The following is a 25,385-nucleotide window of genomic DNA, read 5'->3' on the forward strand; positions in this document are numbered from 1 at the left end:
AGAGGATTTTCAGTGAAGAATTTTGCCCTTATTGGTGCATCAGGTTACATCGCACCACGTCATATGAAAGCGATTAAAGAAACAGAAAACCATTTATCGGTGTGTTTTGATATTAATGATTCGGTTGGCATTATTGATAGCATTTCACCTCAAAGTGAAATGTTTACTGAGTTTGAGCGCTTTTATGACTTTGCCCACACATTGAAACGAGATGCAAATACCCAGCTCGATTATGTGTCGGTGTGTTCACCAAACTACTTACACCATTCTCACATTACAGCGGGTCTGCGTTTAGGCTGTGATGTCATTTGTGAAAAACCGTTAGTACCAACGGTTGAGCAACTCGACGATTTAGCGTTAGTTGAAAAAGAAACGGGCCGTAAAGTATACAACATTTTACAACTGCGCCATCATCAAGCGATTTTAGACTTAAAAGAGCAAGTAGCGAAGGCAAGTTCAGATGAAAAGCATGAAGTAGAGCTGACTTACATTACATCACGTGGTAAGTGGTATATGGAAAGTTGGAAAGGCGACCCGCGTAAATCGTTTGGTGTAGCAACTAATATTGGTGTTCATTTCTTCGATATGCTGCACTTTATTTTTGGTGATTTGCAACGCAATGACCTTCATTTTATGAATGAAGATAAAGCATCTGGCTATTTAGAATATGAAAAAGCTCGTGTTCGTTGGTTCTTATCGATTGATGCTAGTGATTTACCAGATTCGGTAAAAGGAAAGCAACCAACATTCCGTTCAATTACTTGCGATGGTAATGAACTGGAATTCTCAGGCGGCTTTACTGACTTACATACTGTGAGTTACCAAGAAATTCTAGCTGGACGTGGTTATGGTATTGAGGATGCGCGTCATTGTGTGCAAACCGTTGAAGGAATTCGAAAAGGTAAAGTGCATATTGAATCTGAAGCGGAAGTTCACCCGTTTGCTAAAGAATTAATCTAATGAGTAACTATACAGTACATGATAGCGCCATTGTTGATGATGGCGCATTAATTGGCGACAACACTCGAGTTTGGCACTTTGTGCATGTGTGTGGTGGTGCTCAAATTGGGCAAGGCTGCTCACTTGGTCAGAATGTGTTTGTCGGTAATAAAGTCACCATTGGCAATAATGTAAAAATTCAAAATAATGTGTCGGTTTACGATAATGTTCACTTAGAAGACGACGTATTTTGTGGACCAAGTATGGTGTTTACCAACGTGTATAATCCGCGTTCGTTTATCGAACGCAAAACGGAATACCGAGATACTTTGGTGAAAAAAGGTGCCACCTTAGGGGCCAATTGCACGGTAGTGTGTGGCGTTACCATTGGTGAATATGCACTGGTTGGCGCAGGTGCTGTTATTAATAAAGATGTGCCGCCATTTGCTTTAATGGTAGGCGTTCCAGCAAAACAAATTGGTTGGATAAGTAAATATGGCGAGCAGTTATCACTGCCGTTAACAGGGAATGGTCAAACGGTGTGTGAGAACACTGGCGACAAGTATTGTTTAAAAGATGGTCAGCTATCAGTAGAGATGGATTAATAATGCAGTTTATCGATTTACAAGCGCAATATAAGCACCTTCAAGACAAAATAGATTCTCGCATTCGAACTGTGCTGGAACATGGCAAATATATAATGGGACCAGAAGTGCAAGAGTTAGAGCGACAGCTTGCAGAGTATGTAGGTGTTAAGCATGCAATCACCTGTGCTAACGGTACTGATGCGCTGCAACTTACCATGATGGCACTTGATATCAAATCGGGTGATGCAGTTTTTTGTCCTACTTTTACCTTCTTTGCGACCGCAGAAGTAATTGCGTTTGCTGGTGCAACCCCAGTATTTGTTGACTCTGATGAGGCAACATTTAATATTTGCCCGCAAGACTTAGAACGTCAAATTGAAAAAGTGATTGCCGAAGGCCTGCTCACACCCAAAGCGATAATCGCAGTTGATTTGTTTGGCTTACCGGCAAACTACCCAGAATTAGAGCGCATTGCTAAAAAGTTTGGTTTAAAACTTATTGAAGATGCGGCACAGGGTTTTGGTGGTGAAATTAATGGACAAAAGGCGGGCAGTTTTGGCGATATCGCCACGACTAGTTTCTTCCCTGCAAAACCATTAGGTTGTTATGGCGATGGTGGAGCACTGTTTACCAATGATGATGACCTTGCAGAATTATTACGCTCTTACCGAGTACACGGTAAGGGAAGCGATAAGTATGACAATGTCCGCATTGGTATGAACAGTCGTTTAGACACCATTCAAGCTGCGATTTTATTAGAAAAATTAGCTGAGTTTCCCACTGAATTAGTGAAGCGAAATAAAGCTGCAGAAAAGTATACAGCGGAACTCTCTGTGCGTTTTAACACACCACATGTACCAACGGGTTACTTAAGCTCTTGGGCGCAGTATACCCTTGTTGATGAAAACCGCGATGCGATAATGGCAGAATATAAAGCCCAAGGTATCCCAACCATGATTTATTATGGTACGTGTATGCATGAACAAACGGCATTTAAAGGTTTGGGCTATAGTCATGGAGATTTTCCAGTTGCAGAGCGACTAGCAAGGCAAGTTTTTAGTTTGCCGATGCACCCTTACTTGTAGGAGTATGGAATGGTAAAGGTTTTACTTGTTTTTTTTGCATTAGTGCTATTAGGTGGTTGTGAGGATTCAAAGCCTAATCAGGAACAAAATAATAAAGCGAGAATTGAATCAATTTGGCCGCAAACTGTTTCAGAATATATGCTGGCAGATTTATGGTTGCCGGAGTATAACTATGATGCAGGGCATATGCTAATGGTTCCGCTTCACTATGCTTTTGCTAAGAAAGATGAACAAAAAATTCAAGAATTTGATGATTTCTATATAAGGTATTCATTGGAAATAGAAAATGCTCTTGATGTTAATCGCTTAAGACAACTTCAGTTTTGGTACTTACTTAGCCAATATCTAGTTTTATCGAAAGAAAGTGGACATTGGACTAATGTTCATCAGCATTTACATGGTGTTATAGCTGATTATCTAACGGATTTTTGGTTTTTTAGACCAATTGGTATTTGGGGGATAAATACGATTGGTTTAAAAGAACGTATTATTTGGAAACTCGAATCAAAAGATTATGAACCAAAGTATAAATTAGCAACCATTGATGAAGAGTTCTTTACATTTGCTATTGCAGCAGACTTACTGAAATTAAATAAGTTTGTTAAAGAAGAAAACTATATTGCAGCTCTAGATATTCAAAAAGATACATTACGTGTATTTGAATCTGAAGTGGTAAATACATCTAATGGTTGGCTATACCAACCTGGGCAGTGGGACGAGTATCAAGACTATATTTATGCAGGTCACACAACTTTAAGTGATCAGTTAACGCCTAAACCTGTTAAAGGTATTGCGTTAGATAGCTCCCATGCACACAGATTTGTATTGTGGCTTGTTTCTTTTCGGGACTCTTATACCAACCTACAAGATGAGTATATTTATTTCGACTCACTTTATGATGGATTTATATCACAGTTTAAAAATGTAATTTATGTTGAACCTGATCAAGAATTTGACGCAATGAGAATGAAAAATTATTCGGATGGTAACAATGGAATTTATCGATACCGTTACCATGAGGATAACCCAGGAGCAATAAAATTAGGGTATGAACCCTATAATTTATCTGGGACCTTATTTGCTGGCTTTTACCCGCTTTCTCAGGATTCTTATATTAAGGGACAGTATCAAAAGCAATGTAATAAATTTCCGTTGGAGCAAAAAGTGGTCGATTTATATATGGGGCTTGGACCAACGCGTGCTACACATGAGCTGGCAAGTATGCCTGATTATTTTGAAAATGGTTTTGCCGAGTTAGTTTGTTTAACTGCAACACAAATGTAGAGAATTAGAAGTACATGCAACATAAAAGCTTAGATTTACAGAATATTTCGCTTGCGGAATTTATTGCTCCTGTTTTTAAGAATAAATACAAAATTTTACTGGTTTCATTTGTTTTTTCCGTTTTTTCAGTGTTTTATGCTCTTTCACTACCGAATATTTATAAATCAGAGACCTTATTGGTCCCTAACTCTGGGCAGGCTGAAGGTGGTATGGCTAAGTTAGCATCTAGTCTGGGTGGATTAGCTTCTTTAACGGGGGTTAATTTGGGAGATGCTGGCGCTAATGAGCTATTAATTACTATTGAAACATTAAAATCTAGAAATTTTATTTTAGATTTTATTAATGAGAATAACCTGGAAGTACCACTGATAGCCGCAGTTGGTTGGGATAAAGCATCGAATGACCTAATCTTAGACCCCGAAGTCTATAGTTATGAAGAAAAGAAATGGGTTCGAGGGCCGACAAAGTGGGGGAAAGTTGAGCCTAGTGAGCAAGAGCTTTACGAAAGGTTTATGGAGAGGTTGTCGGTAAACTTTATCGAGGATAAGTCTATGCTCAGCCTTTCAATGAAACATTACTCACCTAATTTAAGTAAAGAGTGGCTAGAACTCTATGTAGCGAGAATAAATACATGGATGAGAAATAAAAAATTAATGGAAGCGGAAAAAAGTATTTTAAGCCTTGAAAGCATTATTCAAGATACTAAACTGAGCAATGCTAAGAGTGTCTTTTCGAGTTTAATGGAGGAGCAAATCCAATCTAAAATGCTTGTCATGAGCAAGACAGATTACGCACTTCAGATTATTGATCCACCTTACTTACCAGAACTTAAAAGTGAGCCTAAACGAGCGTTGATTTGTATTTTTATCACTTTCTTAGGCGGGTTCCTTAGCGTGGTGTTTTATTTAGTACGTGCACATACTTAACGTTTATGCTGTTACGTTATATTTCTCTTGCTAGATTAATACTAGTTTTTGCATCTCTTTATAGTATTGGTCTAGTATTTGGTAATAAGGTTCATTTAGTCGTTCCTGCTTTGTCTTTGATGAACCTTTTAATGCCATGTATCTTAATTTTATGTCTATATTTATTCCCCAAAGTTGGCGCTTCTTTAGCTGAACAGTCAATAACTTTTGCCTTATTGTTATATTGCGTAGCTGTTTTTGTAACTGTTTTATTTTTTCATAATGCGGAACAATTAAAAGATGCATTTTATAGCTTGCACATACTCTTAATTTTTATAATTACCTATTACGTTGTTACATATAGCAACATTTCTTTTTCTCAATTCTTTAATTGGTTTTTTTGTCTTTATATTGCATTAGTACTTCTATCTATTTTACAGTTTCTGGGTAATTTAGGCGTGGTACCGACCATTTGGGCTGAAGACGAAAATACGCCACATGGTATCGCTTTAGTTCGAGGTCCTTCAGGTAACCCTAATAATTTGGCTGTAATGTGTATGTTGTTCTTTTCAATGTTACATTGGCAGGCTTATAGGCTTGGCAAAAAACATGCAAAAATAGTGTTAGTAGGCATTACTTTGGTGATTTTATTACTTACGCTATCACGTTTAGCCGTAATTTTATTTTTTAGTTATTTTTTGTTTTTTTTAGTTTACCGTAAGCAGTATGTAAAATTTCTTATTGCAACTACGTCAGTCTTATTCTTGCTTACAGCTTCATTTGTAGCTATTCAAAACTTAGAACCTGTAAAAGCAGAAAACGAATCAGAAGTGTTTTTTGCACGTAATATCAATAGAATAATTGCTATTAGAGATATAACTAAAACTACGGGCAGCAGTAGCAGCAGTTTAAGGCTTAACTCGTATCAATATTTTTTTGAGAATATCGATAGAGCTATTTTTCCGTATGGAAGTGGAAATTATGAACGCTTTTATACCAATACAAAATTTGACAATAGCTTGATATCTAAAAACCCTCACTCATTTATAATTGAGAGCACACTAGCTTTCGGTTTTATTGCACCTTTATTATTTGCGTTTATATTTTTTATGATGTGTAAAAATATATTGAAAAATAGAAATGATAAATTCTTTCTACTGTTTGCTGGGTATTTTTTGTTACTCATTAATGTCCCATCATCTATCCTTCGTGCACCTGTAGTTTGGATGTTGTTGTTTTTGGTATACCATTTGTGCCTGAAAAAGGAAAAAACTCAGAGTCTATCACAAATGACTAATTTTGAGCTTAAAAATGAAAGTAAACCTCAGTAGCTATTGATTGTTAAGGAAATTGAAGTAAAAAGAGTCTAGCTTTTCAGGGGGAGGGCTGAGTTAGTGAAAGCGATAATACCGATGAAGTTAGTGTTATCAAAACCGGTGAAGATTAAGTAAATATGCCAGCCCTAGTTAACCAATATAACTGGGGCTATGTACAATAAAATTACATGATTTTTACTCGAGAAAGGTATTTTAAGGCTCTGTTTTAACAATTAGATTTGAATAAACCGCTTCTATTTTCTTTAAAAATGATTCTTTACCATAATTATTTATCGTAGTGTAGGATATTTTAGAATTATCATAAGATGTACTGAGCGAATTCAAAATAGCCATACTGTAGCTTTCAACATCATCGTTACAAAGGATTCCTAACTCAGAAGAGTCTACTATTTCAGGAATCCCACCTACGTTTGTTGCAATAACCGGGGTGCCACAAGCCATTGATTCAATTAATACAACACCAAATGTTTCATAATTACTTGGCAAACAAAATCGAATGGCTCCACTCATTAACTTGGTCAACTCAGATTTAGTTTTATTACCTATGAACTTTACGCGCTTTGAAATGCCTAGTTCATGACTGAGTGATATAAGGTCCTTTTTTAAGGGGCCTTCCCCAGCAATAATAAGATTTAATTCTGGCCTTTCTTGACTAATACGTGAAAATGCTTTCAATAATAATTGATGGTTTTTTACTTTGCTAAGAGAGCCCACACTCAGTAAATAAGGTGTACTAGAAATTAGCTTGTTATCAAGTTTAAAGCGAGGATCAAGTATATTAGGAATACATTTAAAGCTCAGCTGAAATAATTCGGTTAAAGTGTTTCCCAATGATTGGCTAACACAAAGCCTCTCATTTGCATATTGGAACGCTCGCTTTGCATATTTTAGTTGATATGAATTTAATTGATTGTTGGCAAAGTGTGAGTAATGCTCTGTTATCACATAGGGGATACCAAACCGCTGTTTCGCCCAAATCGCGGCTTCGGCAGATGAATGTACATGGACATGAATTAAGTCAGGGTGACCATTCTTATTTATGTATCGTTTTATCTTTTTTTTAACAAAATAAGTACGTATTTTGTGATTAACAGAAATCAACTTTGGCAAAGATGGGAAGCATGTTTGATCAATTATAATGCCTTTGCTATTTTCAATTTTTGAGTGACATTGAGACCATTTTTTTAAAGGTAGAGCATTAAATGAAAGAACCCCAACTTTATACCCTGCTGAAGCAATTGCCTTAACCTGCTCCTTAAAGAATGTACCTGCAATTGGATTGGCATCACTAGGGTAGTTGATAGGAAGTACCAGTATATGTTGTTTTTTATGTTTCATTTGTATGCCTTAAAAGTGAAAAATACCAGGCAAGCTGAATCGAAACAAAAATAGCACCAGTTATCGCAAAAGCAGAAACCGTATGTAATAGATTATTGTATTGGCTTTGTGTATAAAGAATTGACAATGACACGAACCCATAAACAAGCTCAAATAATAATGCGTTTTTTTGTTTTTCTTTTAAAATTGTTATGAAAGCAAAAGCCCCTGCAATTGAACGAAGTAGTAGCCAAGGCAAAAGAGCAACTATTATTGGGTAAGTAGATAACCAATTTGGACCCAATATGTAGGTAATCAGAGACTCACCAAAAAGGTATAGAATCGAAAAAAATAGACCCAATAGAAAAAATAAACTCAATGTTAGTTTTTTCATTAAAAATTGCTGAGTTTTGGTATTCTTTTGATGCTCTAATGTACTAAATTTTTTAAACAGGACTTTGTTACATGCGCTCGAAATGAAACTAATTGGTGCTGCAATAAGTCTATTTGCCATTGAGTATTGCCCTACCTGTGTAGCAGGAAAGTAAATGCTCAATATATAAATAGGCCCTTGTAAAATAAAGTTATTGTAAAGAGTGTGAGGAGCTAAATAGAAAATATTATTTTTATTTTTTATAAGACTTGTCTTTACTGAAGATGCTTTGGTATTCCTAGAAATCTTCAATAGTGGCTTCATAACGGCAGCTGTTATAAGCAAGTTTGCTAATGCGAACCCCCAAACTTGCCCATTATATTCAAACGAAAAAAGTAGTGTGAGAGTGACAACTAGCACACTTTTAATGATTATCAACTTTGATGCCTCACCAAATGACTCATGCCATACAAGAACATTTTGATGAATATTAAAGAGCGCCAAAAGAAAAGATGTAAATAAAGCTGGGAATACAAAGTTTGGTAGTTGAAAAAAAAGTTGTAGTGCAAAAACACCCAAAGCGGCAAAAACAAATAGTACTGCAGTGAATATTAAAGCCAATAAGGTATTTTGCGCTAATTCTTCTTCTGAAGTTGAACTAATTATGCCGGTTTCGGTCCTAAGGCTTAAAATAATAGAACCAATCGCACTGCTTGCAAAAAATAGTGCAAAGTTAGCGAAAGCTTCTGGTGAATATAAACGAGCAAAAAAAGGCAGTGCTATTAGAGGTAATAATTGGGCTATAACGGTACCATTTACTATTTTACTAATATCTATGACTAATTTCTTTAGCATTTATTGTGAACTACATCTTGGAAAATAACATGCTGCTCGATAAATGAATATAAACTCGCTTACAAGTTAATCATTGAACAACATTAAAGAATCAATATAATAACTGTTCCCTAGAATAAATAAAGTAATATGTTACTCAGTTAGGAGCTTAAATGCCTCAAAAAACTCTCCGTAAAAAGTCCTTGGGATTTACACTAATAGAATTGTTAATTGTAATGATTATTCTAGGCCTGTTGGCATCATTGGTCGGTCCTGAATTAATGGGAAAAGTTGACTCTTCACGAGTAAAAACTGCTGAAACACAAATCAATATGTTGTCGAGTGCACTTGATACATATCGTTTAGATGTAGGCTCTTATCCGAAGTCGTTAAAAGCGCTGCGTGAATCTGACCACAAAAATTGGGATGGTCCTTATTTACCAAAAGATGTCCCATTAGATCCGTGGGGTAATGAATATCAGTATGCTAATCCTGGTACAGAAGGTCGAAAGTATGATTTATATTCATTCGGGCAAGATGGTTCTCCTGGTGGTGAAGGCGACAGCGCAGATATTTATTTTTAAGTTTGTACAATGGAATTTAATGACTTTTTAGCTGACAAAGCGAAATTATCTGAAGATGATATAAATAAACTCAGTATTTTTGTTAACCAATATGGTGTTCGACCCGAAGTAGCTGCGGTTAATCTCGGTATAGTTTCTGAAGAAAAAATAGTTGAAATTGTAGCTGCTTTTTTAAATGCTTCATATTTACCATCTGATGACGTTACTGACTTTCTTGACTCGATTGATAAAAGTGCATTACCAGAATTACCCTCGGAACTTTCTAGCTTATTAAAGGATGAAAAACACTTTTGTCTTTCGTTCGATGCTCCAGAATTATATTGTTTAACAAGTCAGGCATTTTCCAACGATATTTATCAATATTGTATTAATCATGGTTTAGTGTTGAAGCAGCTATTATGTAGTGACGCTGTTTTTAGAGAAGTTGAAAGTTTGTTAGTGCTTGAAACAACAAACGGCCAATTAATCGGTGATAACGAAGTTGAGAAATTAAAGGAAATAGCTTCAGAAGCGCCAATAGTAAATTTAGTTAATTCACTATTTAGCCGTGCGATGCAAGCAGGTGCGTCTGATTTGCATATAGAGCCTTATAATGGAAATGCACGGGTGAGGTTTCGTGTTGATGGTGTGTTGAAAACCGTTGAAGTATTACCTCATCATATTCAATTACCTGTAATCTCACGCATCAAAATTCTCTCAGAAATGGATATTGCAGAAAAGAGACGACCCCAAGATGGAAAAATCTCACTCAGAGTTGCTGGTAAAGAACTAGATATTCGGGTCTCTGCATTGCCGCTAGCAGAAGGTGAAAGCATAGTAATGCGTTTTCTTGTAAAAGAGTCTGTTAGTTATGATATTGAATCTATAGGTCTGTCTCCTGATATTAAAGCATTTTTAGAGGAAGATATTCAGAAAACTGCTGGAGTAGTCCTTTTAACCGGTCCTACGGGGAGTGGTAAAACAACATCACTGTATTCATTTCTGAGTAAATTAAACTCGGATGATGTAAAAATAATCACGCTAGAAGACCCAGTAGAATATCAACTTGAGGGTATTAATCAAATTCACGTTAACTCGGATATTGGTTATACCTTTGCTAAAGGGTTGAGAAGCATTGTGCGTCAGGATCCCGATATCATTATGCTAGGTGAGATTCGAGATCAAGAAACTGCAAATGTAGCCTTGCAGTCAGCGCTTACAGGGCACTTAGTGTTTTCGACCGTGCATACTAATGATGCGCCAAGCTCCTACACAAGATTACTTGATCTAGGTGTTGATGAATTTCTTTTAAATGCTGCATTGGTTTCGATTGTCGCTCAACGATTAGCACGCAAGTTGTGCACTCATTGTTGTGATGATAATAAGGATCTGATTCTTAGTGAGACCTACGGGCTAACAGAAAAAGCGAAACAATGGGGCCTAAATACAGTTAACTTGAAAAAGGCAGTTGGTTGTAAACAGTGTAATTTCACAGGTTTTAAAGGTCGTTTGGCAATTGTTGAATACTTGCGTTGCGATGATGCAATTAGTGCTATGCCTAAATCAGATGATTTTATTGCCAAGGCTCATAAAAAAATGCATCGCGAAGGCGTTCGTACTTTAATGGAAGATGGACTTTACAAAGTTATTCAAGGGCAAACTACAATCGAAGAAATTCAACGAGTTTGTGGATAAGGTTTTATTGTGAAATTCGAATACATAGGCTACGGTGGCTCAGGCGGAAAAGTTAAAGGTACCGTAGATGCAGAAGATAAAAAGCAAGCAATTACGGTTCTGGCAAATGATCAAATAACTGTAGTAAAGATTAAACCATTCTCTGAATCAAATGTATCAAACAAACGAAGTAAAAGGCTTTCCACAGATGAGTTAGAGTTTTTTACGAATCAATTGTCAATGCTACTGAAAAATAAGCTGAAGATTGATAAGGCTCTGAATTTACTAAAAAAAACAGCCAATAAGCCCAATGTAATTCACTTGGTAGATACGATCTTAGCTGATGTTAAAAATGGTAAATTACTTTCATTAGCTTTGGAAGATACAAAACAATTTGATGCGCTGTACATCAATTTGATTCGCGTTGGAGAAGAAAGTGGTAATTTGTCGATAGTAATGCAAGGGTTAGCAAATGATTTAAAGTTTAGAGCCGAGCTAGCTAAGAAAGTTAAACAAGCTACAGCTTACCCAATGATGATATTGGGATTTTGTTTTTTCGCTATTTTATTTATTTTTAACTTTATCATACCTAGGATGAGTGTGATGTTTGAAGATGCGAAAGAGCTACCTGTGTATACAGAAATATTACTTTCAGTTACTAGTTTTGTTTTGCAGTATCAGTTTTTACTTATTATAGGTGTGCCTTTATTCGTTTTTATTTTGATTTCAATGGCGAAACAAAATGAGTCGGTCAATCGCTTTATCGAAACGTTTATGTTGACTGCACCTGCTATCAAACGTTTTTCGGCTCAAGTGGAAAGTTTGAAGTTTAGTGGTTCTATGGAATTGTGCTTAGAAAATGGAGTGCTACTTGAGCGAGCTCTAGAGTTATCAGTCAACAGCATGTCTTTTTCGAGTAACCAGAAAAAGCTATATGCTTCTTTAGTAAAAGTTAAATCTGGAGGTTCATTAGTGAATTCTTTGGAGAATACACACATATTAGATGATGTGCAGTTAGGTTTGTTAGAGGTTGGTGAAGAGAGTGGTGATTTAGTTTCTGTATTCAAGGAAATTACAAGCCGTACAAGGACTGAATTTGAGCAAGCAGTGAACAAGTTTACATCTCTTTTGGAACCGCTGTTGATAATGATAATGGGCTTAATCGTAGGGTCGATAGTTGTTGTCATGTTAATGAGTATTATAAGTGTTCAAGATGTTGGGCTTTAAAGTAAAGCAAGTAGGTTTTACATTAATTGAGATACTAATTGTTCTGGTGATTATTATACTCGTATCAGCACTTGTTGCTCCTAATTTACTCAACACATATGAAAAACAAAAAAAGAGTCAGGAGATAAAACAATTAAATACTGTTCTTATCTACGCAGCAAAAAAATCTATTGAATGGCAAGGACTAGACGGTAATGTATTGAACAATCGAATTACACTCAAAAATGCAATGCTACCGAGCGAAGCTATCTCATATAAGTTTAATTATATAGAATTTGAAGAGACTCAATTTTTTTATAACAAGCGTGGATTTACAAAGAGTACTTATCTAGTCGTTAATGATACCCAGGTTGCATTTCCAAGGAGCTTAAGTGCGACAGATTAACCAGCAAGGACTAACTTTAATTGAAGTGCTAATCGCAGCTTTAATTTTGTTTATGGTCATTGCGACCTCTTCTATTTCATATCAATCGTCTATTCAACAACTAGAGCGTGCTGAATTTTATGATAAGTTATCTGGATCTATGCCCTATATTGTTAATCAAACTAAGTTTGAATTAATAAAGAAAAAAGGTCAGGAAGGTGGCTCATTTCAATTCGCAGACTTTGATGTTCAGTATAAGGTATTAAAAAAGGCTACGAAAAAAATGTCGGGATCTAATAGTCTTCAGTTTAATAATGTGTCGGCATTTGAACTGGCCTTGGTTGATATTGAATTAAAAATATCGAGTGAAGATAAAACGAGGATTGAAAAGGTTTCTGTATGGGTGGCATTTACATGAAAAGTAAAGGTTTTACTCTTATAGAAGTATTGATTTCATTGGTAATTCTTTCTATGACTTTTAGTTTAGCGGGATATGCTTACACCATGTACATTGATAACTTTGAAAAGTTATCAACTAGGTTAAGTGCAGACAATTTTGAGTCTATAGATCTCATAAACTTAGAAAAAGTTTTTTCAGGTATGACGTTATATTCAGTACAAAAGAAAGGGGTGCAAAGGCCTTATTTTAAGGGGCTTCCTAATAAACTGAGATTTGTTTCAAATACGTCTTTTTATGAGCTAGATCAACTACTACTCGCAGAATTGAGTGTCGAGACTGATTCTGATAGTGGCCGTCAAGTATTAATCTATAGAGAGTATAATATTGATACTAATCCAAATATTAACTTCCCTCTAAAAGCTGAGTTGTTATTACCTCATCGCAAAGAATACCTGCTCACAGCAGATAGCATTAACTTTTCATATTACGCAAGTGCATCAATTTCGGAACTGTTAGGTGGTAGGAATACAGAACACCCTCTCGAATTTGAAAATTTTGATGCAGAAATTGAAAGCCAATTACCTATATATATAGCATTTAATATTAAAAATCAGGGGCGTGACTCGAGATTAATACAAGGCCCAATCTCATTTGAGCATATGAAATATAATATAAACCTAGGTTCTTTTGAGGTTAATAATATATGAAAAGAGATAAAGGTGTAGCTCTTATATCTATGTTAATCACCTCATTGCTTCTGATTACACTTGTACTAAGCATTATATTTCAAACTAAGGTGCTTACAGCAAGCGCACAAACATTAAAAAATTATTCAGATTACTCTTTGGAGTTCCTTTCGCTTGAAAGCAAGTTAATTTATTTGTTATCAGATCAGCACGTATCCCAAGTGAGTAATAGTGAAAAACAAGCTTTAGGGTTGCAGCCAGTTAGATGGCAAAACAATCATCAATGGCAAAAGTTGACCGATAAGGTAGAGGTTCATTTTAGCGATGAGGCTGGTCGCTTATCTGTCACTCCATTCAATAGTGAACATTTTGGCTTTATGCTTTCTGGGTTGGGGATTGATAGAGGACGCGTAACTCGCATTCTAGATTGTGCTCTTGACTGGGTGGATGCTGATGACTTAAAACGGTTGAGTGGTGAAGAAAGTTTTTATTATAAAACTTTAGGGTTGGACAACTTTCCACGGAATGCGCCTTTTGAATCGGTTTCTGAACTGCAATATATTTGCGGAATGGACAATGTGTTGTATGAGAAAATTCGTCCAAATTTAACATCTTACGGCGTAAACTATTTAAATTTACTTTCTGCAAATGAAAGTGTGTTACGTGGAATGTTCAATGAAGACATCGTTACGGCTTTATTGGGTTTAAGAAATGCGGGCAATTTAAATCGCAACTCGTTTTTACAAATCACTCAATTTGCGGAAACAGAAAGCATTAGGTTATCATTCAGCCCCATATTGAGGGTTAAAATAAGATACTCTACTGAGTCCGGCACTAGAATGCATTCTTTTGTAATCAATCGCCGAAGTACTCAGTTAATGCCTGTTCAAGTATTTAGAATAGAAGATTAAATGATTCAAAAAATAATTAAAAAATGTCAAAGCGTTTTTGAAAGCTTGATTTACGTATCAAGAGATGATGGTTTAATCAATTTGACAGGTGAAAGATTTTCACAAAAAAAGTCACGATTATTAAATGTCTTTAGTATTCGCTTATTAACGCGTAATGAAGTTAAAGAAAAAGTAAAATCATTTCCTATTACAAGCTCAAAAGAGTTAGTGCAAGCAATCAAACTATACAAAGAAACAACGTTTGATCTATCGGTAATGAACGTCGTTTATTATAAATTTCCAGAATCGAATGGTCAGGTTAGAGTTGTATTTTGGACATTCGAAAAGAAATTGGGTGACAATCACCTTTTTTGTATTCCTGAGTTTGTTCTATTTACATTGAATCAAAATGCTGAACACGAGTTGTTTAAGATAAACAGGGCTCAAGATAGCTATTACGTGTTAGCAAATAATACTAGCCTAAATTCGATACAGTCTTCTATGAGCTTGACTAGTGACGCTCAATACGCTTTTTCTCTCGGAGCTCCATTTGGTTCTGAAATAAAAGAAGTGTATGAGCCTAACTTTACGGAGCTGATTAAAAAAAATATCAAGCGTTTAACATTAAACTCTTTACCTGGGTTTTATGTTTCTAAAAAGCGTGCGAATGAAGGAAGTCAGCTTTCAATTGCATTTTTTTACAAGCTGTTAGGGGGAGTAATTGCTTCATGGATTATCTATGCTGTTGTATTGAGTGCATTATTAAACTTGCAACTTTCAAGTGCTGAAGAAAAACTAGCAACAAGTCGTACTGAAATTGGAGAGTTGTTAGTTGAGTATCAGGATGTCGCAAATCAAGTTGTATTGTTGAATCAACAAATTAATGAATTTAATCGTTATCCAGATATTAATTATATTGTGAGTGTACTGTCTAAAACAATTCAAGGCGAGAATGTTAATTTCAGGAGAATGAGTATTACTCAAGATAAAATTATTGTGGTTTTAGAAGCCTTATCTGCATCTGAATATATCGCTACATTAAAAAGTCAGGCTGAAGTTGCAAATGCGAAATTGCAAAATGATGTTCGTAAAGTAAACGGCAATTTTGAGCGCTTTACGGTTGAGTTTAAAGTAAGAGATTCTGAGGTCAACGATGTTATCTGACATGAATCAACACGAAAAATTAAAACTTGCTGGTTTGGTGATTATTACACTGGTCTTTTTAAAATTTATAGTGATACCGTGGCATGCTTGGAAAGAAGAGACTGTTAGCGATTTAATGCATACAAAACAAAGTTACAGGGATCCAAGTAAAGTTATTGAATTGCATGAACAGATAAAGTCAAAATTAATAGGGATTAAAGCCAAAGAAGATAAGGTGAGAGCGTTATTATTTGATGAAACAGATACGGATTCACTGAGCTTAGCGGTTCGAAGTTATGTCGAATCCTTAGCGAAAGCGCATGGTATTTCGATAAAGCGCTCTGTTTCAAGAGGTTCTACTGATGACGGCTTATTAAATAAGGCGAGCTTTCAAATAGTTTTCACAGAAAACCGGGAGAAAGTTGAGTCTTTCCTATCTCAATTAGAAAAACAAGAGAAACTTTTAAGAGTAGAACAGTTTAATTTATCGCGAAATGCGATGTACTTACAGGTATCAGTGACGGTTTCAGGCTGGTCTAGAAGGAAGCCAAGTGAATAAATATTATATTGTAATCACTGTTTTTTGTGGTTTGTTTTTTTATATTGTCTCCGATTTATTATCTTTAAACAGGCAACTAGAGATAGATGAAAAAGTTGCAAAAGTTAATGAAGTTGAAAGTGTGATATCAATTAAAGGCGAACGGAAATATAAAATTGAACCGCTCTTACCAATAGTACAAATGCCAAAAAAGAAACAGGAAAGTGGTAACAAAAACAAACCTAAACCAATTCAAAAACAAGCACAGAATAGATCGGATAGTAAACGTGTTGGTGACTTTATAGTGACTTTGTTTTCGACAAGCTATAACAAAAATAAGTGGCAGGCAGTTGTGAAAGTTGAGAATAAAAAAACGAGTTATAGCATGATAAATACTTTGAACCTGCAAGATAAAATTGATGAGTTTGCTGTTAGTAATATTTCCAATAACGAACTTGTTCTAGAAAGTGGCAATAAAAAAGTTTCGTTGAAATTATTTGATTTTGTGCGCTAATTTATGAGGAATAAAATGTTTAACCATAGAGATGTTAGCCTGTTGGCAAGTGTTTTTGCACTTTCGGCTTGTATGTCAACGCCTAACGAAATGAGTGTACAAAAGTCTGTATTTGAAGGTGGTGCGAGTTCTCCTCAAGCTATAGACCTAAATACATTAAATAAAGAAGTTCCAAAAATGGAACAGTATCAGAGCTTAGAATCAATTCAATCTGATATTTCAGCTGTTGCAAGCAGTCAAAGTTATCCACAATTTTCGAAGCAAGCTAATTTAAATTTTGCAGCTAAAAACATGCCAATTAGTGAATTTGTGAATTACGCATTTTCTAGCTTGTTAAATACCAACTACCTCTATAACAAAGATGAGTCAAAGCAAACTAATGTAACGCTCAATCTCAATGAGAAAGTAAGTCAGCAGCAAGTCTTTGATGTAGTAAAGCAAACTCTAGCAGATCGAAATATAGCAATTAAATATAACGATGGGCTCTTTTATTTATTTCATCTCGATAAACAGGCGGTAAAGAAAGATTATGCTATTGGGTTGGGAAGAGATGTATCTGATATTCCTGCGGGTGGTGAAAAAGTTTATCAGATTGTACCACTAAAATTTGTTAATGGACGTGATTTACAGACGATTTTGATGGATTTGACGTCTGCTAATTCACGTGCCTACAACCGAGCTAATGCAGTAATCTTACATGGTGTTCCAACTGAAGTTGCCCGTGCTATGGGGATTATACGATTACTTGATGTGCCAGCAGCTAATGGCCGCCACATAGCCATGAGAAAGCTAACATATTTGAGCCCGGAAGAATTTAAAAAAACGGTTTCTGAAATATTAACTACGGAAGGATTTAGTGGAGAAGGTGCAGGAAATACTAAACTATATAACATTGCTTTAATGGATAGGTTAAAGGCTGTTATTATTCATAGTTCTGAAAAGACGATTGTAGAGAGAATCAAGTATTGGGCTGATAAATTAGATATCCCTGAAGCAGCGGCTGAGAAAAGCTACCTTTCGTATTTTCCGCAATACACTAGAGCAACCGAGTTAAGTGAAGCAATTGGTCAATTGATAAGTGCAGAGGCCAGTGTGAAAGGGATTAATAGTAATAGCTCTAATTTGTCTGGAGGTACACAATTTCAGTCTGCATCACAGCGAAATCAGGCTAGAAATAGTCGTGCTTCTGGCTCATCTAATAATTCCAATCAACGTTCTAAACAGCAAGAGGTTAGCTCTACAATTGTAAATGATATGGCGGTAGTGGCTGATGATAAACGGAATGCGTTAATTTTTTATACTGAGCCAGCTCGTTACCAAGCACTTCTCCCTATAATTAAACAGTTAGATAGACCTCCTTTGCAAGTACTACTGGAAACCAGAATTGTAGAGGTAACATTAACGGAAGAATTTAAACATGGAGTTGAATGGTTTGTTGAAAACGGTAACTATTCTTTGGGCACGGCTGGATTAGGAAGTAATCCAGCCGGTATCGCTTGGGCGCTTTCAGGTGCGAATTATAATGTTGCGATTAGTATGTTAGAAACAGACAATCAAGTAGAAATATTATCCAGTCCACGATTAGTTGTTCGTGATGGTGAGTCTGCCAACATAAATGTAGGGTCCGAAATTCCAATTGTTGTTGGTCAAACAAACTCTATAGAAAACCCAGATAATATTCAGCAGCAAATTCAATACCGTAATACAGGTGTAATTTTAAATGTTACACCTAATATTAATGCTCAGGGGTTAGTGTCTTTAGAGGTCTCTCAAGAGGTTTCCGAAGCTGGTGAAGATAAAATACCAGGTATTAATTCACCAATTATTTTAAACCGTTCGATTAAAACTTTTGTATCTGCGAAAAGTGGCCAAACAATCGTTCTTGGTGGATTAATTAGTGAAAATAATAGTAATAATGAATCTAAAGTGCCATTTTTAGGAGATATTCCTATCTTGGGTAATTTGTTTGTGAAAGGCTCAGATTCAAAGGTTCGCACCGAACTTGTAATTTTAATTACGCCAAAAGTACTATACCAAGAAGGCGATATAGCTGAATTAAAAGGGCTATTTAATGATGAGTTCGAGTTTTTGTCTGTACAGTAAGTTAAGATAATGTTATAAAACGCGTGGATTACAAATACTATATTAACTAAAGATAATCCCAGAGGGTTGGAATAATAGCTTAGTAAGTGAATTTACTAAAAATTAGTTGCTATTTACTTTTATTATAGCTAACCTTTTGTCTGGTCAGAACTCTATCTTTTTGATGGAAGGATGGTTGCCCCATAGTCGTTGGTAGTGCACGCCATCATCTGATGTTTTGGGGTAACGTATGGTAACAAAGTTAGCAATGGTGTTATCCTTGTTATCAAATGTGGGAAACCACAGTAAAAATATATATATATTTAAACGGAGATATAAAAATGAAACTAGGAAAAAAATCTATCCTAGCAAGTGCTATTGCTGGTGCAATGGTATCAGGTGCAGCGCTAGCAACAGCTCCTACAACAGGTCCATATGTAGAAGTTAAAAATGCTGCTGATTACCCTTCTTGGGAAGTTTCTTCTGAGAAACTAGCTGCTCTTTCTGGTGATTATCAGTTTGAAGATAACGGCACTATCGGTGAAAACAATGCTGCTCTAGTATACAAAACTGACATCGACTTAAACGATGGTGATAAAATCACTTTCAACTTTGGTTCAACAGCTCTTTTAAAAGGCGCAGATTTTGAATTAGTTTTAGCTGATGGTACTGGTACAACAATTGCTGGTTCTGAAGGTTCTGTATACGGTGTTCGTATTTCAGCAGTAGATACTACAAATGGTGTTGCTGAAGTTAAGGTTCGTATTGCAAATGCTGGTGCAACTGGTATTCCTGCGGGCTCTATCCTAGCTCTAGTTGAAGCTGGTACGACAGGTACTTCTCCAGGTGTAAACAGTGACTTAGGTGACCTTACATTAACAGCTCCAGGTGGTACTTGGACTAGCTCAGCATGTGTTGAAGTTACTGCAACTGACGTTGTAGGCGATTCACTTCCAGGTGCAACAGTTGGTAACACTTGTGTTCTTGAATTCTCTAACCAGTTTGGTCTAGATCCTGCGTCTCTTACTGATTTAACAGCTAAGATCGATGTTGCACAAGATCGTAAGACATATGTAGAACAAACAACTGTTCCTACAGCTGACGGTGAAGAAGCAGTAGCTAATGATGTTACTGGTACTCTTTCATCTGCTACTTACATCATTTCAAACTCTGCTTCTCTTGATGATTTCATCACTTTTGATGCGACTGATACAGTAGTTTATACTTTCACTGATACATCAGAGTGGACTGCTGAAGATGCTCCTACATTTAACGGTGGCGCACTAAGCACTGTAACTGACTCTCCAGAGCTACGTACTTACACGTCTACAGGTGGTTTCGCTTCAGGTACTACTGAATTAGTATATGATGTTGATGGTACAACTGGTACTGACACTCTAGCTCCACACACTGTTTCAGCTAAAGCTGTGATTAACTTCACTGATGGCGGTTCAAACGATGGTTTAGCAAGCGTTTCTATCGAAGGTGCTGACCTTTACAACGTAGGTATCAATGGTTCAACTTCTAAAGTTGCTTCATTCACGCTTAACCCATCAACTTCTGGTTTCTTCTCTTGGGTTGAAATTGCTAACGAATCTGGCGATGCAGCTGATGTTGAAGTTGACGTAGTAATTGAAGGTATGACTTACAAAGCAGTTAAGCTTGGCTCAGTAGCTGGTGAAACTGTACGTACTATTGGTCACGCTGAAATCCAAACAGCTCTAGAAGCTGCTGGCGCAACTGTGAACGCAAATGCTAAAGTTACATTAACTTTCGTAGTAACTGCTAAAGAAGATAAAGTACAGGTTTCTGGCATGACTAAAGGTCCAGATGGTCGTACTACTCTTGACGTTTACTACCAAGACGGTAACCTAGATCGTAAATGGAGAAACTAATTTAAATTAGTTTTCTAAACCATTAAAAAAGCACCTTAGGGTGCTTTTTTTTATATTCAAATAAGTTCCTTTAAGATACTGAGTTGGTGTAAAATGCGCGGTTCAATTAAGGGAGTTATCAAATGCGGGTTTTATATTTTCATCAACACTTTTCAACACCACAAGGTGCCGCAGGGATCCGCTCGTATCAAATGGCACAAAAATTGATTGAGTCTGGTCACGAAGTGACTATGGTTTGTGGATCTTATGGACAGAGTAAAACTGGTTTAACGAATGAGTTTACTGATGGAGTGAGAAGAGGGGTATATAAAGGGATTAATATTATTGAGTTTGCTTTAGATTATTCCAATGAAATGTCCTTTATTGCACGTGCTAAAGTATTTTTTAAATATGCATTACAAAGTTCAAAATTAATCTTCACTGAAAAATATGATGTACTGTTTGCAACATCTACTCCACTAACAGCCGCAGTTCCAGGTATTATTGCAAAACTATTTAGACGTAAACCATTTGTATTTGAAGTTCGTGACCTTTGGCCTGAATTACCAAAAGCAATGGGAGTAATTACAAACCCATTTATATTGGCTTTGATGAAAGTATTAGAATGGTCTGCGTATAAATCTTCAGATCAATGTATAGCATTGTCACCTGGAATTAGGCGCGGTATTTTGAAACATAAACCGAAAGAAGACAGTGTTACTCTAATACCGAACGGGTGCGACTTAGAAATTTTTCAGTGTAGTGATGATGTATGGCAGCCTGAAGGTATAGAAGATAGAGACTTTGTTGCAGTTTTTACCGGAACACATGGGATCGCTAATGGTTTACACAATGTGTTGAAGGCCGCTAAGGTTTTAAAGAATCGAGAAATAAAAAACATTAAACTTGTTTTAATTGGCCATGGGAAATTAAAAGCTCAATTGGTTTCTAATGCAAAGGAATTGCAGCTTGATAATATCGTATTTCTTGAGCCTGTCGAAAAAGCTAAGCTTGCACAATTAATGTCTCGTGCTGACTGCGGATTGCAAACTTTAGAAAACATTCCAGCTTTTTATTATGGAACGTCGCCAAACAAGTTTTTTGACTACTTATCAGCGGGCCTACCTGTTGTAAATAACTATCCTGGTTGGGTCGCTGATTTAATAACAGAGTTTGAATGCGGTATAGCAATTCGTCCAGACGACCCTGATGCTTTTGCTGATGCATTAATATCATTACGAGACAATGATAATATCGATAAAATGGCATCAAATGCGATTAGGTTAGCAAAGAATAAATTTGACCGTAATCAATTAGCTAGGGAATTTGTAACAGTGCTTGAAAAAATGGATAAAAAATGAAGCGTGTTTTCGATATCGTTGTTTCTTTATTTGCATTACTAGTATTAAGTCCAATTATTATTGTAACAGCTTTACTAGTTGCTACTAAGCTAGGTAGACCAGTTCTATTTAGACAGCAAAGACCTGGTCTAAATGGTGAGTTGTTTAGCATGTACAAATTTCGCAGTATGTTAGATGTGACTGATACTCATGGAAAGCCGCTTCGTGATGCTGATAGGCTTACCTCTTTTGGAAGAATTTTAAGATCAACTAGTCTAGACGAATTACCAGGTTTGTTTTGTGTTTTGTTGGGTAAAATGAGCTTGGTTGGGCCTCGCCCTTTGTTACCAGAGTACCTACCTCTTTATAGTGAAAAACAAGCTAAAAGACACAATGTGAGACCTGGCATTACAGGTTGGGCGCAGGTTAATGGTCGCAATGCAATTAGTTGGGAGGAAAAATTTGAGCTTGATGTATGGTATGTAGAAAATCAAAATTTTTGGTTGGATATAAAAATTTTATTCTTAACGATTAAAAAGGTATTTGTGAGAGAAGGTATAAGCTCTGAAGAGCATGTAACAATGCCCAAATTTGAAGGGACTAAAGATGACGAATAATATTTTAATTTCTTCTGCTGGAAGACGAGTTGAATTAGTCGAATCATTTCAAAAGAGTTTAAGAGATCTTTCTGTCGCAGGAAAAGTTTTTTGCTCAGATATGTGTCCGGAACTTTCTAGTGCATGCCAGATTGCTGACGGCTATTTTTCAGTGCCAAAAGCTACAGATAAAAACTACATAGATACGTTGCTGGATATTTGTCGCCAATACAGTATTAAATTGTTAATACCAACGATTGATACAGAGTTATTAGTTTTGTCTAATGCGAGAGAACGATTTTTGGAAATTGGGACAAATGTAATTATTTCTAATACATCATTAATCTCGCAGTGTAGAGATAAACGACAGACTGTTGCATTATTTGAACAATTAGCTGTATCGCAGCCTGAAATACTGGACAAGCACAACTTAAAATTCCCATGTTTTGTGAAGCCTTATGATGGAAGTTGTAGCATTGGTGCAATGGCTTTGAACTCAAAAGAAGAGTTAACCACTGAGCTTCTTAATGACCCCAAAAATATGTTTATGGAATTGATTCCTAAATCATATTCAGAATATACCGTAGACGTTTATTTTGATAAATCAGGTAAATTGAAGTGTTTAGTACCGCGAAAACGATTGGAAGTGAGAGGTGGTGAGGTTAGTAAAGGAATTACCAAGAAGAATTTTGTTTATGACTATCTGCTTGAGCGTTTAACAGGTTTGAAAGATGCATTAGGATGTATCACGGTTCAAGTTTTCGTAAATGAAGAGACTAAATCAGTTAAAGGGCTCGAGATAAACCCAAGGTTTGGTGGTGGATATCCTCTAACAGATGCTGCTAATGGGACATATGCTTGTTGGCTGGTTCAAGAGTATATTCTCAAAGAAGAGGTTGAGTTTTATGATAATTGGGAATCAGAACTTTTAATGTTGCGTTATGATGCAAAGGTGATATCGCGTGCTTATAAATAAACACGTACATTGGGTTTTTGACTTAGATGATACCTTATATAAAGAGGCTGACTATCGTTTGTCAGGATTCAAGCATGTAGTCAAAACTGTAAACTCATTGTATAAGTCAAATTTATCACTCGATTTTCAAGAGTTGCTAGCCTCTGGAAAAGATGTACTTGAAGAAATTTGCGTTCAACTTTCATTGCCAGAATCATCGAAGCAATCTTTATTATGGCTTTATCGCCTTCATTATCCAAATATTAAATTATCGTCTCAAACGAAAGCATTTATGTTAAATCTAGAACCATTAGTACATGGAATATCAATTTTAACTGATGGTCGTTCTGTTTCTCAACGAAGTAAAATTTCTGCTCTCGGGCTCGAGCATTTAGATAGTTATGTATCTGAGGAGTGGGGGGAAGTTAAGCCTGGAGAGAAAAGATTCAGCGCAATTATGTGCAAGCATGCTAAAGCCAAAAAATTTATTTATGTTGGCGATAATGTTAAGAAAGATTTTGTGACACCAAATCGTTTAGGGTGGACTAGCATTGGTGTTCGAGATAATGGTCAAAACATACACTCCCAATCTATTTCAATTGAGCCTGAATTTATGCCAAAAATATGGGTTAACGACTTACAAGAGCTTTTAAAAAATGATTAATTCAAAATTTTCTCCTTGGCCTAGTTTTTCAAAAAAAGAAGCAGAAGCTGTAGCGAACGTTCTACTATCAAATAAAGTTAATTATTGGACTGGTACTGAAGGCCGTCAATTCGAAAAAGAGTTTGCACAGTGGGTTGGTGTTGAGCATGCTGTTGCCGTAGCTAATGGCACATTAGCATTAGATTTAGCTTTAATTGCACTCGGTATAAGCGACGATGATGAGGTTATTACAACACCAAGAACATTTTTAGCGTCAGCTTCAAGTATCGTTTCTGTTGGGGCTACACCTATTTTTGCTGATGTAGATCTAAATTCTCAGAATATTACAGCAGAGACAATTAAAGCGGTTATCACTGAAAGAACAAAAGCCATTATTGTTGTTCATTTAGCGGGTATGCCAGCAGAAATGGATGAAATCATGGCTTTAGCTCAAGAGCATAATATATTTGTTATTGAGGATTGTGCGCAGGCGCATGGAGCAAAGTATAAGGGACGTTCGGTAGGTTCTATAGGGCATATTGGTGCTTGGTCATTCTGCCAAGATAAAATTATGACTACTGGTGGAGAAGGAGGAATGGTCACGACCAATGACTCTGATTTATGGTCGAAAATGTGGAGCTATAAAGACCATGGCAAAAGCTTTGACGCCGTATATAATAAATCTCACCCGCCAGGTTTCAGGTGGCTACACGAATCATTTGGAACAAATTGGCGTATGACAGAAATGCAAGCTGTTATTGGCCGTATTCAGTTACATGAGATGCCGGGTTGGACATCGAAGCGACTTGAAAATGCGCAAATAATAGATGAAGCTGTTTCAGACGTTGCCTGTATCAGGCGAGTTGAGGTAGCAAATCACCTTTCCCATGCTGCATATAAACATTACTGTTATGTAGTGCAGGAGCAGCTAAAGCCGGGCTGGAGTCGAGATCGGATTGTTGAAGAAATAAATAAGCTTGGTGTGCCATGCTTTCAGGGAAGTTGCTCGGAAGTTTATTTAGAAAAAGCATTTGATAATACCAAATTTAAACCAAAACGTAGGTTACCAAACGCTAAATTATTAGGTGAAATTAGTTTAATGTTTTTGGTACACCCAACATTAGAAAGATCCGAAGTCGAAATGATGGCAAGTACAATAAAAAGTGTGCTAGATACTGCGAGTAACAGTTAATAACTTTAATAACTATGATGTTTTTCGTATACTGCTGCGTAGT

At 36.2% G+C, this 25,385-nt stretch carries 25 protein-coding genes; 23 read left to right on the forward strand and 2 right to left on the reverse strand.

Annotation, left to right across the window (positions count from 1 at the left end; translation table 11 throughout):
- Window positions 1–12 precede the first annotated feature (12 nt).
- From OM33_RS04950 to OM33_RS04975, 6 genes are read left to right on the forward strand one after another with little or no spacing between them, the layout of a single operon-like run.
- Window positions 13–960 carry a Gfo/Idh/MocA family oxidoreductase gene (locus OM33_RS04950; RefSeq protein ID WP_038639483.1) on the forward strand — a complete coding sequence of 316 codons (948 nt, stop codon included), beginning with the start codon at window positions 13–15 and terminating at the stop codon, window positions 958–960.
- Window positions 960–1,544 carry an acyltransferase gene (locus OM33_RS04955; protein WP_038639485.1) on the forward strand — a complete coding sequence of 195 codons (585 nt, stop codon included), beginning with the start codon at window positions 960–962 and terminating at the stop codon, window positions 1,542–1,544. Before OM33_RS04950 ends, OM33_RS04955 begins: the two co-directional genes overlap by 1 nt.
- Before the next feature lie 2 nt (window positions 1,545–1,546).
- Entirely contained in the window at window positions 1,547–2,611 is a 1,065-nt protein-coding gene (locus OM33_RS04960) for a DegT/DnrJ/EryC1/StrS family aminotransferase (protein ID WP_038639488.1), read from the forward strand.
- A 9-nt stretch (window positions 2,612–2,620) separates the two neighbouring features.
- Window positions 2,621–3,895, forward strand: coding sequence for a hypothetical protein (locus OM33_RS04965; RefSeq protein ID WP_038639490.1), 1,275 nt, complete (start codon window positions 2,621–2,623; stop codon window positions 3,893–3,895).
- Window positions 3,896–3,909: 14 nt separating this feature from the next.
- Window positions 3,910–4,821 (forward strand): Wzz/FepE/Etk N-terminal domain-containing protein, encoded by a 912-nt coding sequence (locus OM33_RS04970; protein WP_038639493.1) that lies wholly within the window; start codon window positions 3,910–3,912, stop codon window positions 4,819–4,821.
- Window positions 4,822–4,826: 5 nt separating this feature from the next.
- Window positions 4,827–6,131 (forward strand): oligosaccharide repeat unit polymerase, encoded by a 1,305-nt coding sequence (locus tag OM33_RS04975; RefSeq protein ID WP_081991008.1) that lies wholly within the window; start codon window positions 4,827–4,829, stop codon window positions 6,129–6,131.
- Window positions 6,132–6,329: 198 nt separating this feature from the next.
- On the opposite strand, the gene OM33_RS04980 is transcribed toward OM33_RS04975, so the two are convergent.
- Window positions 6,330–7,475: a glycosyltransferase gene (locus OM33_RS04980; protein ID WP_038639498.1), complete on the reverse strand. Its 1,146-nt coding sequence runs from the start codon at window positions 7,473–7,475 to the stop codon at window positions 6,330–6,332.
- Complete coding sequence (locus OM33_RS04985) at window positions 7,465–8,682, reverse strand: lipopolysaccharide biosynthesis protein (RefSeq protein WP_038639501.1); 1,218 nt, start codon at window positions 8,680–8,682, stop codon at window positions 7,465–7,467. Before OM33_RS04985 ends, OM33_RS04980 begins: the two co-directional genes overlap by 11 nt.
- 152 nt (window positions 8,683–8,834) lie before the next feature.
- Here OM33_RS04985 and gspG point away from each other — a divergent pair, with 152 nt between their 5' ends.
- The 17 genes from gspG (at window position 8,835) to OM33_RS05070 (ending at window position 25,342) form a co-directional block, all read left to right on the forward strand.
- Complete coding sequence (gspG, locus tag OM33_RS04990) at window positions 8,835–9,245, forward strand: type II secretion system major pseudopilin GspG (protein ID WP_038639505.1); 411 nt, start codon at window positions 8,835–8,837, stop codon at window positions 9,243–9,245.
- A 9-nt stretch (window positions 9,246–9,254) separates the two neighbouring features.
- A complete protein-coding gene (locus OM33_RS04995) occupies window positions 9,255–10,919 on the forward strand; it encodes a GspE/PulE family protein (protein WP_038639508.1) in 1,665 nt (554 codons plus the stop codon).
- A 9-nt stretch (window positions 10,920–10,928) separates the two neighbouring features.
- Window positions 10,929–12,125: a type II secretion system F family protein gene (locus tag OM33_RS05000; protein WP_052140898.1), complete on the forward strand. Its 1,197-nt coding sequence runs from the start codon at window positions 10,929–10,931 to the stop codon at window positions 12,123–12,125.
- Entirely contained in the window at window positions 12,112–12,510 is a 399-nt protein-coding gene (locus tag OM33_RS05005) for a prepilin-type N-terminal cleavage/methylation domain-containing protein (protein WP_038639514.1), read from the forward strand. The genes OM33_RS05000 and OM33_RS05005 overlap by 14 nt, the downstream gene beginning before the upstream one ends.
- Entirely contained in the window at window positions 12,497–12,907 is a 411-nt protein-coding gene (locus OM33_RS05010; RefSeq protein WP_038639517.1) for a prepilin-type N-terminal cleavage/methylation domain-containing protein, read from the forward strand. Before OM33_RS05005 ends, OM33_RS05010 begins: the two co-directional genes overlap by 14 nt.
- Entirely contained in the window at window positions 12,889–13,596 is a 708-nt protein-coding gene (locus tag OM33_RS05015; protein WP_038639520.1) for a type II secretion system protein, read from the forward strand. The genes OM33_RS05010 and OM33_RS05015 overlap by 19 nt, the downstream gene beginning before the upstream one ends.
- Entirely contained in the window at window positions 13,593–14,486 is an 894-nt protein-coding gene (locus OM33_RS05020; RefSeq protein ID WP_038639524.1) for a type II secretion system minor pseudopilin, read from the forward strand. The genes OM33_RS05015 and OM33_RS05020 overlap by 4 nt, the downstream gene beginning before the upstream one ends.
- Complete coding sequence (locus OM33_RS05025) at window positions 14,487–15,629, forward strand: hypothetical protein (protein WP_038639527.1); 1,143 nt, start codon at window positions 14,487–14,489, stop codon at window positions 15,627–15,629.
- Between the two features lies 1 nt (window position 15,630).
- Window positions 15,631–16,167, forward strand: coding sequence for a hypothetical protein (locus tag OM33_RS05030; RefSeq protein ID WP_199922506.1), 537 nt, complete (start codon window positions 15,631–15,633; stop codon window positions 16,165–16,167).
- The gene (locus OM33_RS05035) at window positions 16,160–16,660 is read left to right on the forward strand and encodes a hypothetical protein (RefSeq protein WP_038639532.1); all 501 of its coding nucleotides are present in this window, start codon (window positions 16,160–16,162) and stop codon (window positions 16,658–16,660) included. Before OM33_RS05030 ends, OM33_RS05035 begins: the two co-directional genes overlap by 8 nt.
- A gap of 15 nt (window positions 16,661–16,675) precedes the next feature.
- The gene (locus OM33_RS05040) at window positions 16,676–18,763 is read left to right on the forward strand and encodes a secretin N-terminal domain-containing protein (protein WP_038639535.1); all 2,088 of its coding nucleotides are present in this window, start codon (window positions 16,676–16,678) and stop codon (window positions 18,761–18,763) included.
- Window positions 18,764–19,083: 320 nt separating this feature from the next.
- Entirely contained in the window at window positions 19,084–20,637 is a 1,554-nt protein-coding gene (locus OM33_RS05045) for a hypothetical protein (protein ID WP_038639538.1), read from the forward strand.
- A 122-nt stretch (window positions 20,638–20,759) separates the two neighbouring features.
- Window positions 20,760–21,977, forward strand: coding sequence for a glycosyltransferase family 4 protein (locus OM33_RS05050; protein WP_038639540.1), 1,218 nt, complete (start codon window positions 20,760–20,762; stop codon window positions 21,975–21,977).
- A complete protein-coding gene (locus OM33_RS05055; RefSeq protein WP_038639543.1) occupies window positions 21,974–22,573 on the forward strand; it encodes a sugar transferase in 600 nt (199 codons plus the stop codon). Before OM33_RS05050 ends, OM33_RS05055 begins: the two co-directional genes overlap by 4 nt.
- On the forward strand, window positions 22,563–23,528 hold the full coding sequence (locus tag OM33_RS05060; protein ID WP_038639546.1) for an ATP-grasp domain-containing protein: 966 nt from the start codon (window positions 22,563–22,565) through the stop codon (window positions 23,526–23,528). The genes OM33_RS05055 and OM33_RS05060 overlap by 11 nt, the downstream gene beginning before the upstream one ends.
- A complete protein-coding gene (locus OM33_RS05065; protein WP_038639549.1) occupies window positions 23,515–24,171 on the forward strand; it encodes an HAD family hydrolase in 657 nt (218 codons plus the stop codon). Before OM33_RS05060 ends, OM33_RS05065 begins: the two co-directional genes overlap by 14 nt.
- A complete protein-coding gene (locus OM33_RS05070; RefSeq protein WP_038639553.1) occupies window positions 24,164–25,342 on the forward strand; it encodes a DegT/DnrJ/EryC1/StrS family aminotransferase in 1,179 nt (392 codons plus the stop codon). The genes OM33_RS05065 and OM33_RS05070 overlap by 8 nt, the downstream gene beginning before the upstream one ends.
- Window positions 25,343–25,385 lie beyond the last annotated feature (43 nt).

The sequence above is a fragment of the Pseudoalteromonas piratica genome (assembly GCF_000788395.1).
Taxonomy (GTDB): Bacteria; Pseudomonadota; Gammaproteobacteria; order Enterobacterales; family Alteromonadaceae; genus Pseudoalteromonas; species Pseudoalteromonas piratica.